This window comes from Microbacterium sp. YJN-G, assembly GCF_015040615.1.
Classification (GTDB): domain Bacteria; phylum Actinomycetota; class Actinomycetes; order Actinomycetales; family Microbacteriaceae; genus Microbacterium.
In genome coordinates, this window is the sequence record NZ_CP060402.1 from 2873455 (window position 1) to 2888627 (window position 15173).

At 70.8% G+C, this 15173-nt stretch carries 16 protein-coding genes; 8 read left to right on the plus strand and 8 right to left on the minus strand.

Annotated elements, in window-relative coordinates:
- Window positions 1-18: 18 nt before the first annotated feature.
- Together H7694_RS13830 and H7694_RS13835 are read right to left on the minus strand one after the other, a co-directional pair.
- Window positions 19-810: an SDR family oxidoreductase gene (locus tag H7694_RS13830; RefSeq protein WP_193597035.1), complete on the minus strand. Its 792-nt coding sequence runs from the start codon at window positions 808-810 to the stop codon at window positions 19-21.
- Window positions 807-1976 (minus strand): acyl-CoA dehydrogenase family protein, encoded by a 1170-nt coding sequence (locus H7694_RS13835; protein WP_193597036.1) that lies wholly within the window; start codon window positions 1974-1976, stop codon window positions 807-809. Before H7694_RS13835 ends, H7694_RS13830 begins: the two co-directional genes overlap by 4 nt.
- Before the next feature lie 107 nt (window positions 1977-2083).
- Between H7694_RS13835 and H7694_RS13840 the strand changes: the two genes are divergently transcribed.
- Genes H7694_RS13840 through H7694_RS13855 form a run of 4 tightly spaced genes read left to right on the plus strand, consistent with a single transcriptional unit; the run spans window position 2084 to window position 6196 of the window.
- Window positions 2084-2932: an enoyl-CoA hydratase gene (locus H7694_RS13840; protein ID WP_193597037.1), complete on the plus strand. Its 849-nt coding sequence runs from the start codon at window positions 2084-2086 to the stop codon at window positions 2930-2932.
- The gene (locus H7694_RS13845; RefSeq protein ID WP_193597038.1) at window positions 2929-4098 is read left to right on the plus strand and encodes an acyl-CoA dehydrogenase family protein; all 1170 of its coding nucleotides are present in this window, start codon (window positions 2929-2931) and stop codon (window positions 4096-4098) included. The genes H7694_RS13840 and H7694_RS13845 overlap by 4 nt, the downstream gene beginning before the upstream one ends.
- A complete protein-coding gene (locus H7694_RS13850) occupies window positions 4098-5066 on the plus strand; it encodes an acyl-CoA dehydrogenase (protein ID WP_193597039.1) in 969 nt (322 codons plus the stop codon). Before H7694_RS13845 ends, H7694_RS13850 begins: the two co-directional genes overlap by 1 nt.
- 14 nt (window positions 5067-5080) lie before the next feature.
- Window positions 5081-6196, plus strand: coding sequence for an acyl-CoA dehydrogenase family protein (locus tag H7694_RS13855; protein ID WP_193597040.1), 1116 nt, complete (start codon window positions 5081-5083; stop codon window positions 6194-6196).
- Here the strand turns inward: H7694_RS13855 and H7694_RS13860 are convergent.
- The gene (locus H7694_RS13860) at window positions 6182-6796 is read right to left on the minus strand and encodes a gamma carbonic anhydrase family protein (protein WP_193597041.1); all 615 of its coding nucleotides are present in this window, start codon (window positions 6794-6796) and stop codon (window positions 6182-6184) included. The genes H7694_RS13855 and H7694_RS13860 overlap by 15 nt on opposite strands.
- Window positions 6796-7539 (minus strand): SDR family NAD(P)-dependent oxidoreductase, encoded by a 744-nt coding sequence (locus H7694_RS13865; protein ID WP_193597042.1) that lies wholly within the window; start codon window positions 7537-7539, stop codon window positions 6796-6798. The genes H7694_RS13860 and H7694_RS13865 overlap by 1 nt, the downstream gene beginning before the upstream one ends.
- A 67-nt stretch (window positions 7540-7606) precedes the next feature.
- Here H7694_RS13865 and H7694_RS13870 point away from each other — a divergent pair, with 67 nt between their 5' ends.
- On the plus strand, window positions 7607-8044 hold the full coding sequence (locus H7694_RS13870; protein ID WP_193597043.1) for a VOC family protein: 438 nt from the start codon (window positions 7607-7609) through the stop codon (window positions 8042-8044).
- Here the strand turns inward: H7694_RS13870 and H7694_RS13875 are convergent.
- On the minus strand, window positions 8038-8937 hold the full coding sequence (locus H7694_RS13875; protein ID WP_193597044.1) for an aldo/keto reductase: 900 nt from the start codon (window positions 8935-8937) through the stop codon (window positions 8038-8040). The two genes, H7694_RS13870 and H7694_RS13875, sit on opposite strands and share 7 nt — an antisense overlap.
- A 104-nt stretch (window positions 8938-9041) precedes the next feature.
- Here H7694_RS13875 and H7694_RS13880 point away from each other — a divergent pair, with 104 nt between their 5' ends.
- Entirely contained in the window at window positions 9042-9908 is an 867-nt protein-coding gene (locus H7694_RS13880; RefSeq protein WP_193597045.1) for a CoA transferase subunit A, read from the plus strand.
- Window positions 9905-10657 (plus strand): CoA-transferase subunit beta, encoded by a 753-nt coding sequence (locus H7694_RS13885; protein ID WP_193597046.1) that lies wholly within the window; start codon window positions 9905-9907, stop codon window positions 10655-10657. Before H7694_RS13880 ends, H7694_RS13885 begins: the two co-directional genes overlap by 4 nt.
- Before the next feature lie 12 nt (window positions 10658-10669).
- On the opposite strand, the gene H7694_RS13890 is transcribed toward H7694_RS13885, so the two are convergent.
- Entirely contained in the window at window positions 10670-11281 is a 612-nt protein-coding gene (locus H7694_RS13890; RefSeq protein WP_193597047.1) for a TetR/AcrR family transcriptional regulator, read from the minus strand.
- 119 nt (window positions 11282-11400) lie between these two features.
- Here H7694_RS13890 and H7694_RS13895 point away from each other — a divergent pair, with 119 nt between their 5' ends.
- Entirely contained in the window at window positions 11401-13014 is a 1614-nt protein-coding gene (locus tag H7694_RS13895; protein ID WP_193597048.1) for an AMP-binding protein, read from the plus strand.
- A gap of 55 nt (window positions 13015-13069) precedes the next feature.
- Here the strand turns inward: H7694_RS13895 and H7694_RS13900 are convergent, their stop codons facing one another.
- Window positions 13070-14290, minus strand: coding sequence for an acetyl-CoA C-acetyltransferase (locus tag H7694_RS13900; protein ID WP_193597049.1), 1221 nt, complete (start codon window positions 14288-14290; stop codon window positions 13070-13072).
- Window positions 14287-15102: an SDR family oxidoreductase gene (locus tag H7694_RS13905; protein WP_193597050.1), complete on the minus strand. Its 816-nt coding sequence runs from the start codon at window positions 15100-15102 to the stop codon at window positions 14287-14289. The genes H7694_RS13900 and H7694_RS13905 overlap by 4 nt, the downstream gene beginning before the upstream one ends.
- Window positions 15103-15173: the final 71 nt, after the last annotated feature.

A 15173-nucleotide genomic window follows, 5' to 3' on the forward strand; every position in this document is an offset into this window, starting at 1 on the left:
TCTTCCTTCTCTCTGTCTTCACGCGTGCTGGCTGCTGACGGACACGACCTCGCCGGTCATGTACGACGAGTATGCGCTGGCGAGGAAGACCATCACGTTCGCGATCTCCCAGGGTTCGGCGGCGCGGCCGAACGCCTCTCGGGCCTTGAGCTGGTCGAGCAGCTCGGGGGTGGTCACCTTCTCGAGGAACGGGTGCATGGCAAGACTCGGCGAGACGGCGTTGACGCGGATGCCGTGCGGCGCGAGGTCCATCGCCGCGCTGCGCGTGAGCGCCATGACACCGGCCTTGGCCGCCGCGTAGTGCGCCTGCTCGACCTGCGCGCGCCAGCCGATCACGGAGGCGTTGTTGACGATCACGCCCGGCGTGCCGGCTGCCACCATGCGGTTGCCGACCGCGCGGATGCAGCGGAAGGTGCCGGTCAGCGTGATGTCGAGCACCCGCGACCACTCCTCGTCGGTCATGCTCAGGATCGACGCCGAGCCACCCAGGCCCGCGTTGTTGATCATGACGTCGATCGGCCCGTGCTCCTCGGCGGCATCCAGCAGCTCGGTGATCTGCTCCTCGCGGGTGACATCGCAGACGACCGAGCGCACCCGGTCGGCGCCGAAGCGCTCGGCGAGCCGGCTCTCGGCCTCGGCGAGGCGCCCGGCGTGGGTGTCGCCGAGCACGACGAGGGCCGCACCCTCCTCGAGGAACTTCTGCACGGTGGCCGAGCCGATGCCGGCGCCCGCGGCGGCGGTGATGACCACGCGCCTGCCCTCGAGCAGGCCGTGACCGGGGACGTAGTCGGGTGCGGTGCGTGCGTTCATGGACGCGCCTCTCTGGGTAGGCCGAGGATGCGCTCGGCGATGACGTTGCGCTGGATCTCGTCGGAGCCGCCGTAGATGGTGTCGGCCCGGCTGAACAGGAACAGGGTCTGCAGGTCGTCGAGCAGGTACGGCTCACCCGCGGTGAGCAGCCCCTGCGGTCCGCTGACCGCCATGGCCAGCTCGCCGAGCGAACGATGCCACTGCGACCAGAGCAGCTTCGTGACCGAGGCCGCGTGACCCTGCTCGCCGCCGAGGTGGCGCAGGGCGTGCTGGCGGATGACCTCGAGGTCCATGTGCGCCTCGACAAGGCGGTCGCGCAGCAGTGGATCGTCGATCGCACCGGTGCGGTGCGCGGCGGCGATGACGGCATCGAGTTCACTGCGGAAGGCGATCTGCTGGGCGAGCGTGGAGACGCCGCGCTCGAAGCCGAGCGTGGCCATCGCGACGGCGAATCCGCCGCCCTCCGCGCCGACGACGAGCTCGGCATCGGTGCGCGCGTCGTCGAAGAACACCTCGTTGAACTCGCTTGTCGCGGTCAGCTGCAGGATGGGGCGGACCTCCACCCCGGGCTGATCCATCGGCACGAGCAGGTACGACAGGCCCTGATGCCGTGACGAGCCGGGAGTGGTACGCGCGATGACGAAGCACCAGTCGGCGTGCTGGGCGAGCGAGGTCCACACCTTCTGGCCGTTGATGACCCACTGACCGTCCTGCAGCGCGGCCTTCGTCGAGACGGCCGCCAGGTCTGACCCGGCACCCGGCTCGGAGTAGCCCTGGCACCACAGCTCTTCGACCGCGACGATCCGCGGCAGGAAGCGCGCCTGCTGCTCCGGCGTGCCGTGTGCGATCAGCGTCGGTCCGAGCAGCTCCTCGCCGAGGTGGTTGACGCGGGCGGGCGCGTCGGCCCTGGCGTACTCCTCGTGGAAGATCACCTGCTGCGAGATGCTCAGCCCGCGGCCGCCGTGCTCCTTCGGCCAGGCGACGCAGGTCCACCCCGCGGCGGCCATGTGCCGGTTCCACTCCAGGCGTGCCTCGAAGTCCTCGTGCTCGCGGCCGGAGCCGCCGCGGCCGCGCAGCGCGGCGAAGCGGCCGGTGAGGTTCTGCTCCAGCCAGCCGCGGATCTCCGCGCGGAACAGCTCATCGGCGTCGAGCCCTGTCGCTTCCATGTGTCCTCCTCGTCGAGACCGTGACCCGGATGCGTCCGTCACGTATAGTATCAACTAAACCAAGCGATTGTTTGGTTTAATGATTGCAGTTCAGGGAGGAGCCAGCGATGACCGGCAGCGACGACGTCGTCACCTACGAAGTCACGGGGCCCACGGCGATTATCCGCCTGAATCGCCCGCAGTACCGCAACGCGCAGAACTCGAAGGTCACCTACGCGCTCGACGCGGCCTTCACCCGCGCCGTCGACGACGATGCTGTGAAGGCCATCGTGCTCGCCGGCAACGGCGACCACTTCTGCGCCGGACACGACATCGGCACCCCCGAGCGTGACATCGACCAGAGCTTCGAGCGTCGCGCCGTGATCTGGTGGGACCACGTCGGCGCACAGGGCGTCGATTCGCGCTTCGCGCGCGAATCGGAGGTGTACCTGGGCATGTGCCGCCGCTGGCGCGAGATCCCCAAGCCGGTGATCGCCATGGTGCAGGGCGCCTGCATCGCCGGCGGGCTCATGCTGGCCTGGTCGTGCGATTTCATCGTCGCCGCCGATGACGCGTTCTTCCAGGACCCGGTGGTCATGATGGGCATCCCCGGGGTCGAGTTCTTCGCGCACCCCTGGGTGACCAACCCCCGCGCCGCCAAGGAATGGCTGTACACCGGCGACCGCATGCCCGCCGCCCGCGCGCACGAGCTCGGCATGGTCAACCATGTCGTGCCTCGTGACGAGCTCGAGCAGCGCACCCTCGAGATCGCCGAGCGCATCGCCCGGATGCCGCGGCTGGGACTCGCCCTGACGAAGAAGGCCGTCAACCAGGCCGAGGATCTGCAGGGCATGCGAGCAGGAATGGACTCGGTGTTCGGCCTGCACCACGCCGCCCACGCGCACAACGCCGAGGTGCAGGGCGACTCGCTCGCCGGCGTCGACGTGCGCACGATCCGCGACGAGGAGAAGAAGTGAACCTCGATCTGACCCCCGAGCAGCAGGCGTTCGCCGCCGAGGCGCGCGCCTGGCTGCAGCAGCACGTTCCGGCACGGCCGCTGCCGTCGATGGACACCGAGGATGGGTTCGCCGCCCACCGCCGCTGGGAGGCGACCCTCGCCGAGGGCGGCTGGTCGGTCGTCGCGTGGCCCGAGCAGTACGGCGGTCGCGACGCCGGGCTGATCGAGTGGGTGCTCTTCGAAGAGGAGTACTACCGCGCCGGCGCCCCCACCCGCGTCGCGCAGAACGGCATCTCGCTGCTCGCGCCGATCCTCTTCGAGCACGGCACCCCCGAGCAGCAGCAGCGGTACCTCAAGGCGATGACCGACGGATCGCTGATCTGGGCGCAGGCGTGGTCGGAGCCGGGAGCCGGCAGCGATCTGGCCGCGATCCGCAGCACCGCCCGCCGCGACGAGGAACGCGGCGGCTGGATCCTCAACGGGCAGAAGATCTGGAGCTCGCGGGCGGCCTGGGCCGACCGCGGTTTCGGCCTGTTCCGCTCCGATCCCACCGCCGAGCGGCACCGCGGTCTGACGTACTTCCTGTTCCCGCTGGATGCCGAGGGCATCACGGTGCGTCCGATCGCCCAGCTCGACGGCACGACCGGGTTCGCCGAGATCTTCTTCGACGACGTCTTCGTGCCGGATGCCGATGTGCTGGGCGCGCCGGGCGACGGCTGGCGGGTGGCGATGAGCACGGCAGGCAACGAGCGCGGGCTGTCGCTGCGCGCCCCCGGCCGGTTCCTCGCCGCGACCGATCGGCTCATCGACCTGCAGGCCTCGCGTTCCGAGGCCGACGAGACGGATGCCGTGGTCGACGCGTGGATCCGCGCCGAGGCGTACCGGCTGTACACCTGGCAGACCGTGAGCACCGTTCAGGACGGCGGATCCGTCGGGGCTGAGGGCAGTATGAACAAGGTGTTCTGGTCTGAGCTCGACGTCGACATCCACGAGACGGCTCTGCGCATCCTCGGGCCGGAGGCCGAGCTGCGCGGGCCGCAGGCCGAGCGCGACGGACGCTGGGCCGAGGACTACCTCTTCTCTCTCTCGGGCCCCATCTACGCGGGCACGAACGAGATCCAGCGCAACATCATCGCGGAGCGGATCCTCGGTCTGCCCCGCGGCGGAGACGGAAGGCGGGCGTGATGCGATTCCTCCCCACTGACGAGCAGGTCGCCTTCGCCGAGGCGATCGACGACATCGTCGAAGCCCACGGCGGTTCGGAGATCGCCCAGCGCTGGGCGGCCGACGACGACGAGGCCGGCCGGGCGCTCTGGGCGCAGTTCGCCGAACTGGGCCTGACGGGCCTGCGGGTTCCCGAGGAGGCCGGTGGCTTCGGCGGCAGCGCGAGCGACCTCGCGGTCGTGTTCGAGCGGCTCGGCTATCACGGCGTCCCCGGCCCGTACATCGAGTCCATCGCATTCCTGCCCGCGCTCGTCGACGCCGACACCAGGGAGCGGCTCGTCGCGGGCGCGATCGCGACCGTCGCGGTCGATCCGCTCGCACCGGCAGCGCTGGACGCGCATGCCGCCGAGCTGCTGTTCCAGGTGCGCTCGTGTGCGCTGCATCCGGCGGCCGTGCGCGAGCCGGCCGGGTCCCTGGCCCCCACGCGCCGGCTGGCGCTGCTCGACGCGCAGGGCGAGGCCCGTGCGCTCGAGGCGCGGGAACTCGCGCTGGCCGCAGACGAGGCGGCGCTGGCCGCCGCCGCGATGCTCATCGGCGCCGGCGAGCGGCTGCTGGACGAGGCCGTGTCGTACGCGAAGGTGCGCGAGCAGTTCGGTCGGCCGGTCGGCGAGTTCCAGGCGCTCAAGCACCAGCTGGCAGACGTCCGCGTCGCCCTGACCTTCGCCCGCCCGCTGGTGTGGAACGCCGCGATCGCACTCGGCATGGACGAGGGCGAGCGCGCCGTCTCGGCCGCGAAGATCGCGGCCTCCGACGCGGCCGCCCTGGCCGCCCGCGTGGCACTGCAGGTGCACGGCGCGATCGGCTACACCTCCGAGCACTCCCTGCGCATCTGGCTCGGCCTCGCGCACGCCCTCCCCGCGGTGTGGGGCACGAGGGCGTTCCACCGCGCGCGCATCGCGCGCTCGATCCTGCCCGGCCGCGCCGCCTGAGCGAGAGGACGATCATGAGCAACGATCTGACCGAGGAGCAGCGCGAGCTGGCGGGCATGCTCCGCGCGATCCTCGCCGAGCGCTCCGACAGCACCGCCATCCGCAGCGCCGTGGAGTCGGAGACCGGCTGGGACGCCGGACTGTGGACGCTGCTGTGCGAGGAGATCGGCACGGCGTCGCTCGCGATCCCCGAGGAGTTCGGCGGCGCCGGCTTCTCGGCCGCCGAGACCGAGGTCACCCTCGAAGAGCTCGGCTACGCCCTCACCCCCTCCCCCTACCTCGGGTCCGTCGCCATCGCCGCCCAGGCCGTCCTCGCCTCCGGCGACGACGACGCCTGCGCACGCCTGCTGCCGGAGATCGCCTCCGGTGAGCAGATCGCCGCTCTCGCATGGGCGGCGCCCGACGGCCGCTGGGATCCCTCCCGCGCGGCCGCGTCGGCCACCGAATCCGCTCCCGGCGAGTGGATGCTGTCAGGGCAGGTGCCGTTCGTGCTCGAGGGTGCCGCGGCCGGCATCCTGATCGTGCTCGCCCGCACCCCGGCCGGTCCGCGCCTCTTCGAGGTCGCCGACGCGAGCGCGGTGCGTCGCACCGCGACGCCGGCCATGGACCTCACCCTGCGCCTGGCGACGCTCGACCTGGATGCCGCCGCCGCTCGCCCCCTGGGCGAGCCGGATCCCGCCGTGCTCGAGACCGTGCACGCGCACGCACTGGCGGCCGTCGCGGCCGTGCAGGCAGGAACCGCCGCACGCGGGCTGGACATGACCGTCGACTACGCCCGCCAGCGCGTGCAGTTCGGGCGTGCGATCGGCTCGTTCCAGGCCGTGAAGCACCGGCTCGCCGACATGCACGTGCAGGCCGAGATCGCCCGTACGACGGCTCGCGCGGCCGCCGCGGCGCTGGCCGCGGACGCACCCGACCGGCTGGAGCTCGCAGCGCTGGCCAAGGCGACCTGCTCGCGCGCACTGGCGTCGATCGCCGCAGAGACCATCCAGCTGCACGGCGGCATCGCCATCACCTGGGAGCACGACGCGCACCTGATCTTCAAGCGCGGCCACGCGCTCGGCCAGCTCTTCGGCACGGCGGCCGAACTGCGCCGCCGTGCCGAGGAGCGGGTGCTAGCCGCGCGCTGACCGCTTCACGTGCAGCGGCTCGGCGGCATCCGCCGACCACGTCGTGCGGCGCCGGTCCGCCTCCTCCTGCTGGAGCGGAGCGACCGGTCGCAGGCTCTCACGACTGCGCTGCGCGAGCTGCTGATACAGGTGCACGCCGTTGCGCTTCCACGCCAGCGCCTGCTCGTCGAGCTGCCCGGTGACCTTCGCCGGGCAGCCCATCGCCATCCCGCCCGCGGGCACGACGGTGTTCGCGGTGACCACGGCGCCCGCCGCGACCAGCGCGTCGGCACCGATCTCGGCGCCGTCGAGCACGGTCGCGCCGATGCCGATCAGGGCGTACGAGCCGATGCGGCAGCCGTGCAGCACCGCCGCATGGCCGACATGGCTGGCCGGTTCCAGCACGGCATCCCTGCCGGGGAAGGCGTGGATGACGCAGGAGTCCTGCACGTTCGACCCCTCGCCGACGAGCACGCGGCCGAAATCGCCGCGCAGGCTCGCGAACGGCCCGATGTAGCAGCCCGCGCCCACGACGACGTCGCCGATCAGGCTGGCGGTCTCGTGCACGAACGCGGTGGGGTGCACGACGGGCACGACGCCGTCGAACTCGTAGCAGGGCATCACGCCACCTGGCCACCGTCGATGATGAAGTCCTGGCCGGTGCAGTAGCTGCTGGCGGGGCTGGCGAGGAAGGCGACCAGGTTCGAGATCTCCTCGGGGCGGCCCGCGCGCGGGATCGGGATCCGCGAGATGAACCCGACGCCGGCGCGGGTGTCCTCGGTGATCATCGGAGTGTCGACCGCGCCGGGGCAGACCGAGTTCACGCGGATGCCGTCAGCGGCGAGTTCCCGTGCCAGGGCACGCGAGACCCCACGCAGACCCCACTTGGATGCCGAGTACGGCACGCGGTTCGCGTAGCCGGCCACGCCTGCCGTCGAGGCGATGTTGACGATCGAGGCGTCGCGGTCGCGCATCAGCGGCAGCAGGGCCTGGATGCCGAGCATCGGCCCGATGAGATTGACGTCGAGGGTGAGGCGGATGGTGCGCTCATCGGTCTCGGCCAGCGGACCATCCGGGCAGAAGCCGGCGTTGTTGACGAGCACGTCCACGCGCCCGAAGGCCTTCTCAGCCGCCTCGGCGACCTGCGCCCATGCCTGTGCCGAGGTCACGTCGTGCGCCAGGCCCACGGCATCCGCGCCGAAGCGGCCGGCCAACTCGGCCACCGCGTCGCCGTCGAGGTCGGTGAGCACCAGCTGGGCGCCGAGCGCGTGGAACAGCGCGGCGTGCGAGCGGCCCTGGCCGCCGGCGGCGCCGGTGATGACGGCGACACGACCGGTGAGGTCGATGACGGGGGTTGCGTTCATGGGTCTTCCTCCGGGATGGTTAGCAAACAAGCATTTGGTTGGAATCGAACAGGCATCGGGAGACGAGATGACGCGACTGCATCACATGGGCATCACCGTGAGCGACACCGAGGCGGCCACGGCGTTCTACCGTGCGGTGACGGGCGGTGAGGTCATCGGACCGCTGGTCAAGAGCGGGCCGTCCGTCGAGGCGGCCACCGGCTACCCCGGGGTGGAGGTCGTGCTGACCTTCATCCGCGTGCACGACGAGGTGTTCCTGGAGCTCGCCGAGTACCGCAACGCCGACAATCCGCGCATCGACCCCGACAACGGATTCGTCGGCGCCGCGCATCCGGCCATCGTGGTCGACGACATCGAGGCCGCCATCGCACGCGCAGGCACCCTCGGGCACGCACCGCTCTCGGCGGTGATGACCGGCACAGCGGGTCCGCTCGAGGGCTACCGCTACGTCTACCTGCGCGGTCCCGACGACGTGCGCGTCGAGCTGCTCGAAGCGCCTCACTGATCGGCCTCCCCCGCGAGTTCGGCCTCCCCCGCGAGTTCGGCCAGCTCCGACTCGTCGAGTTCGAGGGTCGCAGCGGCCACGGAGTCGCGGATGCTCTCGGGCCGGCTCGCACCTGGCACCGGGATCATCCGGGGTGACAGGGCGAGCAGCCAGGCGATCGCGACCTGCTGCGCGCTGACACCGCGACGCTGCGCTACGCGCTGGAAGGCCGGCGCATCGACGCCGAGCCCCTTCGCCGCCCGCATGCCGCCGAGCGGCCCCCACGCCAGGAAGGTCAGCCCGCGCCGCTCGCACATGCGCAGCACCGGCTCGCTGGAGCGCTGCACCGGCGAGTACTCGTTCTGCACGCTGACGAGGGCGTCGCCCACGACATCCAGTGCGATGCCCAGCTGCACCTCGTCGACGTTGGAGACGCCGATGCGCACGGCCACCCCGTCGTCGACGAGCCGGCGCAGCGCGCCCATCGACTCCGCGTAGGGCACCCGTGGATCGGGCCGGTGGTGCTGGTACAGCGGCAGCGCGTCCAGGCCCAGCCGGTGCGCGGACTCCCGCGCCGCCCGTGCGAGATGTTCGGGGGTGCCGTCGATCCACCATGTCGCGTTGGGTCCACGAGTGTGGCCGCCCTTGGTCGCCAGGATGATCGCGTCGGCGCCTGACGGCCACTGCCGCAACGCTGCGGCGAGCGCCTGCTCGTTCACGCCCATCTCGCCGGTGGGGCCGTAGCTGTCGGCGGTGTCGAACAGGGTCACGCCCGCGTCGAGCGCGGCGTGCACTGCGTGCACGCCGCGGGCGCGATCCATGTCGAGGGTCTGGGTGAGCGTCATGGCTCCCATCCCCACGGCCGAGACCTCGACGTCACCGAGCGCGCGGCGGGGAAGAACGGATGCGGTCATGTCTCCTCCTCGACGACGGCGTCTGGCGCCATGGTAGCGTGGTTCCCAAACAAGCGCTAGGTTTATACGGCATGGCGCCCGCAGTGTCGCGAGAAGGAGCACGGATGTCAGATAAGCGAGTGAGCATCGACGAGGCCGTCGCCTCGCTCGAGAGCGGCATGACGATCGGGATCGGCGGATGGGGCTCGCGCCGCAAGCCGATGTCGCTCGTGCGCGCGATCCTGCGGACCGACCTCACCGACCTCACGGTCGTGACGTTCGGCGGTCCGGATGTCGGCCTGCTGGCAGCGGCGGGACGCATCCGCAAGCTCGTGTACGGATTCGTCTCGCTCGACAGCATCCCCCTCGACCCGCTGTTCACGCAGGCGCGCGAACGCGGCGAGCTCGAGATCGAGGAGTACGACGAGGGGATGTACGTCACGGGCCTGCGCGCCGCGGGCGCGCGCCTGGACTTCCTGCCCATCCGCGCAGGACTCGGCTCGGACGTCGTGCCGGCCAACCCGCACCTGCGCACGGTCGCCTCGCCCTACTCCGGTGAGGAGTACCTGGCGATGCCTGCGCTGAACCTCGACGTCGCGCTCGTGCACGTCAACCGTGCCGACGCGCAGGGCAACGCCCAGTACCTGGGCCCTGATCCCTATTTCGACGACCTGCTCGCGATGGCCGCGCAGCGCACGATCGTCTCGGCCGAGAAGGTGGTGCCGACCTCGTCCCTGCTCGATGAGGGCAGCTTCCACACTCTGCTGTTCAGCCGGATGTACGCCTCCGCCGTCGTCGAGGCCCCGCAAGGCGCGCACTTCACCACGTGCGAGCCGGACTACAGCCGCGACGAGGCGTTCCAGCGTCACTACGCGACATCCGCGAAGGACCCCGAGGCATGGGCGGAGTTCGAGCGCACCTTCCTCCAGACCGACGAGGCCGGCTACCACGCAGCCGTCGCCCGCTTCCACGCCACGCAAGGAGCAGCATGACCACTGACGCCACGATCGCCGAGATCTGCATCGCCGCGTGCGCGGACACCTATCGCGAGTCCGGGGAGATCCTGGCGCACGCCGTCGGCATCATCCCGACGCTCGGCGCCCGGCTGGCCAAGCTCACCACGGCGCCCGACATCGTGCTCACCGACGGCGAGGCCTTCCTGCTCAGCGGACCGCCCACCCCCGGCGCTCCCGAGACCGAGGACTCCGTCGTCGAGGGCTGGGCCCCGTTCCGGCGCATCTTCGACATCCTCGCCACCGGGCGCCGTCAGAGCATGATGGGCGCGAGCCAGATCGACCGGCACGGCAACCAGAACATCTCGCTGATCGGCGACTGGGATCGTCCCACCCGCCAGCTCATCGGCGTGCGCGGGGCGCCGGGCAACACCGCCAACCACCGCGTCGACTACTGGGTCTCACGGCACAGCCCGCGCGTGTTCGTCGAGCGCGTCGACATGGTCTCGGGCGTCGGCAACGACCGCGCCCGCGAGGCGGGGCTGAAGCATCACCGGCTGGGCGTGATCGTCACGAACCTCGCCGTGTTCGGTTTCGACGCCGACGGCCGTGCCGAACTGCGCTCGATCCACCCCGGCGTAGACCCTCAGACGGTCATCGACAGCACGGGGTTCCCCGTCGACGTCGACGGAGTGCCCGCGACCCGGGTGCCGGATGCCGAAGAGCTGCGCCTCATCCGCGAGGCGCTCGACCCGCGCGGCAACCGCACCCGCGAAGTGGCGGACTGACGCGGATCGCGCTCAGTCCGCCAGGAGACCCTGATGGAGCAGCTGAAGGAAGTTCTCGGCCAGGCTGGCCGCCGTGTGGCCGCGCCCGGGGCGGTACCAGCCGACCGAGGACCACACCGCGTCGCGGATGAACCGGTACGTGATGCCGGCATCCAGCCCCTCGCGGAAGACCCCGACGCGCTGCCCCTCGCGCAGCTGGCCGAGCCAGATCTCCTCGATGCGCATGCTGTACTCCTGCACGAACTCGAAGCCGGGCTGCTTGGCCAGGAAGGCGAGCTCGTTCTGGTACAGGCCGACCGCATCGGGCTGGCTCTCGATGGTGGCGAAGGCGTGCGTGATGAGCTTGTCGAGCACGACCCGCGGAGTGCCGTCCTCGCTGACGATCTGCTCGAAGCGCTCCAGCAGCCCGCTCATGAAGGTGCGCAGCACCTCCTGCAGGATCGCCTCCTTCGAGGAGAAGTGGTGGTAGAGGCTTCCGGAGAGGATGCCGGCCTCATCGGCGATGTCGCGAACGGTCGTGGCCGAGTAGCCGCGACGGGCGATGAGGTGCGCGGCGATCGAGAGGATCTGCTCGCGCCGCTCGGAGCCCTGCTCGTTGCGGCTGTTCCGGGCGTTGCCTGCCATTCGTTCTCCTTAGGACGATCAGTAATCACAAGCGCTTGTTCAAGTGTTTACCATACCGGGCCCGTCCCGCATCCTCATTCCCCTCATCAATCCGGAGTGTACGCATGATACTGGAGAGCATGTCCATGACCGTCTCGGAAGCCACCACCGTCCCGATGCTGCTGGCGGAGCAGGCGGCCCGCGGCGAACACCCGGCGATCGTCGACGGCGACACCACCGTCAGCTTCGCAGGCCTCCACGAACGGGTGCGCGATGTGGCGCGCGGCTATCTGGCCCATGGCATCGAGCCGGGCGACCGCGTGGCGGTCTGGGCGCCGAACCGCCTGGAGTTCATCCTCGCCATGCTCGGCGCACAGTCCATCGGCGCGGCGGTCGTCCCGCTGAACACGCGGTACACCGGCCACGAGGCGGCCACGATCCTCGACCGCTCACGGGCGTCGGCGCTCGTGCTGGCCGACGGGTTCCTCGGCCGCCGGTACGCGCAGTCGCTGCGCGAAGCCGCCGCCGAGCTCGGCGATGAGGGCCCGGTACTGCCGGGTCTTCCCGCGCTGCACACGGTCGTCACCCTCGACGGCGGCGAGGACGGCGACGACGGCATCCTCGCGTGGAGCCGTTTCCTCGCCGACGGCGCGAGCGTGACCGATGAGCGTCTCGAGGCCGCGCTGGCGGCCGTCACACCCGAGCACGTCATGGACATCCTGTTCACCTCGGGCACGACCGGCGTCCCCAAGGGCGTGCAGAGCACGCACCGGCAGACCCTCGGCGTCGCCCGCGCCTGGGGCCGCGGTGCCCACCTCTCGCCCGAAGACCGCTACGCGATCGTGAACCCGTTCTTCCACGGCTTCGGCTACAAGGCCGGCATGATCACCTCGCTCATGGCCGGCACGACGATCTACCCGGTGGCCGTGTTCGACGTGGATGCGCTGCTCGAGCTCGTGCAGTCGGCGCGCATCAGCGTGCTGCCCGGAGTGCCGACCATCTTCACCTCGATGATCGACCACCCGCGCCTCGGTCAGTACGACCTCTCGTCGCTGCGCTTCGCCATCGCCGGGGCGACCGCCGCCCCCGCGACGCTGTTCCACGACATGGTGCACAAGCTCGGCTTCCGGACCGTCGCGCAGGCCTACGGCCTGACCGAGTGCGTCGTGGCGACGATGTCGCGCGAGGGCGAGTCGCTCGAGCACGCGGCGCAGACGACGGGGCCGGCGATCGAGGGAATCGAGATCCGCGTGGTCGGTGAGGACGGGGCGGATGCCGGCGTCGATGTCGACGGCGAGATCCTGCTGCGCGGCGACGTCGTCATGCTCGGCTACTTCGAGGACCAGGAGGCGACGGATGCCGTCATCGACGCCGACGGATGGTTCCACACCGGCGATGTCGGCCGGCTCGACGAGCACGGCTGCCTGAAGATCACCGACCGGCTGAAGGACATGTTCATCGTCGGCGGCTTCAACGTGTACCCGGCCGAGGTGGAGAACGTGCTGCGAAAGCATCCCGCCGTCAACGAGTCGGCGGTCATCGGCGTCGACGACGCGCGACTGGGCACCGTCGGACGCGCCTACGTGCTGCTGCTGCACGACGCGGACCCGCGCCCGGATGCCGCCGAGCTCGAGGCCTTCTGCCGCAAGCACCTGGCCAACTTCAAGCTGCCCCGCGAGTTCGTCTTCGTCGAGGACTTCCCGCGCAACGCGACCGGCAAGATCCTCAAGACCGCGCTGCGCACCGACGCCTGAAGGTGAACGGCGAAGCGGCCGGCCCCCTCCCGGGGACCGGCCGCTTCTTCGCAACTCAGCTCAGGCGCTCGAGCACCAGGGCCATGCCCTGACCGCCCGCGACGCACATGGTCTCCACGGCGAACTGCTCGTCGCGCTCCTGCAGCGCGTGGATCGCGGTGGTGGTGATGCGGGCGCCGGTCATGCCGTACGGATGCCCGAGGGCGATCGCACCGCCGTTGACGTTGACCTTCTCGGGGTCGATGCCGATGTCGTCGATCGAGGGCAGCACCTGAGCCGCGAACGCCTCGTTGATCTCCATCAGGTCGATGTCGGAGATCGACATGCCGGCGTGCGCGAGCGCGCGGCCGACGGCATCCACCGGCCCCAGTCCCATGATCTCGGGCGAGAGCGCCGAGACGCCGGTCGAGACGATGCGGGCCAGCGGGGTCAGGCCGAGTTCGGCGGCGCGACGGTCGCTCATGATGACCAGCGCGGCGGCACCGTCGTTGAGCGGACAGCAGTTGGCCGCAGTGACGGTGCCGTGCGGGCGGAACACCGGGGCCATCCCGCTGATGCCCTCGAGCGTCACGCCGCTGCGCGGCCCGTCGTCTGTGCGGACGACGGTGCCGTCGGCGAGCTGGATCGGGGTGATGTCGCGCTCCCAGAACCCGCGGTCGCGGGCGGCCTCGGCGCGGTTCTGGCTCAGCACCGCCCACTCGTCCTGGGCACGACGCGAGACGCCCCGGTACGAGGCGACGTTCTCGGCCGTCTCGCCCATGGCGATGTAGATGTCGGCGAGCTCGCCCGCCTCACGCGGGTCGGACCAGACGAAGTGCTCGTCCTCGGCCTGCCGCCGGGTGCGCTCGGCCGCCTCGGCCCAGCGCGGGTTCTTCGTGTCGGGCATCCCGTCGGACTTGCCGAAGCCGAACTGCGAGACGGCCTCGACGCCAGCGGAGACGAACACGTCGCCCTCCCCCGCCTTGATCGCGTGGAACGCCATCCGGGTGGTCTGCAGCGACGAGGAGCAGTACCGGTTGACCGTGGTGCCCGGCACCGTGTCCCAGCCCAGCTGCAGCGCGATCATGCGACCGATGTTGTAGCCCTGCTGACCGGCGGGCTGGGCGCAGCCGACCATGAGGTCGACGATCTCCTCGGGGTTCAGGCCCGGTACGGCATCGACCGCGGCCTGCACGATCTGGGTGGCGAGGTCGTCGCCGCGGATGTCCTTCAGGCTGCCCTTGAAGGCGCGCCCGATCGGCGAGCGGGCTGCGGAGACGATGACTGCTTCGGTCATGAGGGTGATCCTCCGGAGGTCTGGGAACGGTCGGTCGTGAAGATGTCGGCGTTGGGCGTCTGCGCGAGGAAGGCGGGCCACTCCCCGCCGCCGTCGACCGGCACCACGGCACCGGTGACGTGGGCGCTGAACGGCGAGGCGAGCATGACGCAGACGTCGCCGATCTCGCGGGGCTGCGCCAGCCGCCCGCGCGGGATGGTCTGGGCGATGCGCGCGTACTGCTCGGCGTCGCCGTAGTGCTCGACGGCACTCTCGGTGGCGACCAGACCCGAGCTGACGGCGTTGACACGCACCTCGGGCGCCCACTCGGCGGCCAGGCTGCGGGTGAGGCTCTCCAGCGCCGCCTTCGCCGCCCCGTACACGGCCGTGCCCGGGCTCGGCCGGCGTGCGCTGATCGAGGTGATGTTGATCACCGAGCCGCCGGTGCGCCGCAGCGGCTCGTGGCTCGCCCGTGAGGCGAACGCCGCGGAGAGGAAGTTGATCTCGGTCAGCGCCTGCAGGTAGCGGGGCGAACCGTCCTCGAAGCGGCCGAAGGGCGAGCCTCCGACGTTGTTGACGAGCACGTCGAGCCGGCCGTGCCTGCTCACGACGGCGTCGATCCAGGCATCGACCTGATCGGGGTCGCGCACGTCGACAGCGCGGAACCCGGCGGTGCGGCCGGCATGCGACGGCAGGGATGCCGGCTCGGTGCGGCCGCAGAACTCCACCTCGGCCCCGGCTTCGAGGAATGCCTCGACGATGCCGGCGCCGACACCCCGGCCGCCCCCGGACACCGCGACCACCCGGCCCGAGAAATCCATGACCAGACTCATGTGGCTCCTCCGCTCTCCGGCGCTCCCGTGCGCCGGCCTCTCCATCCTACCAACCAAATGCTAGGTTAGTT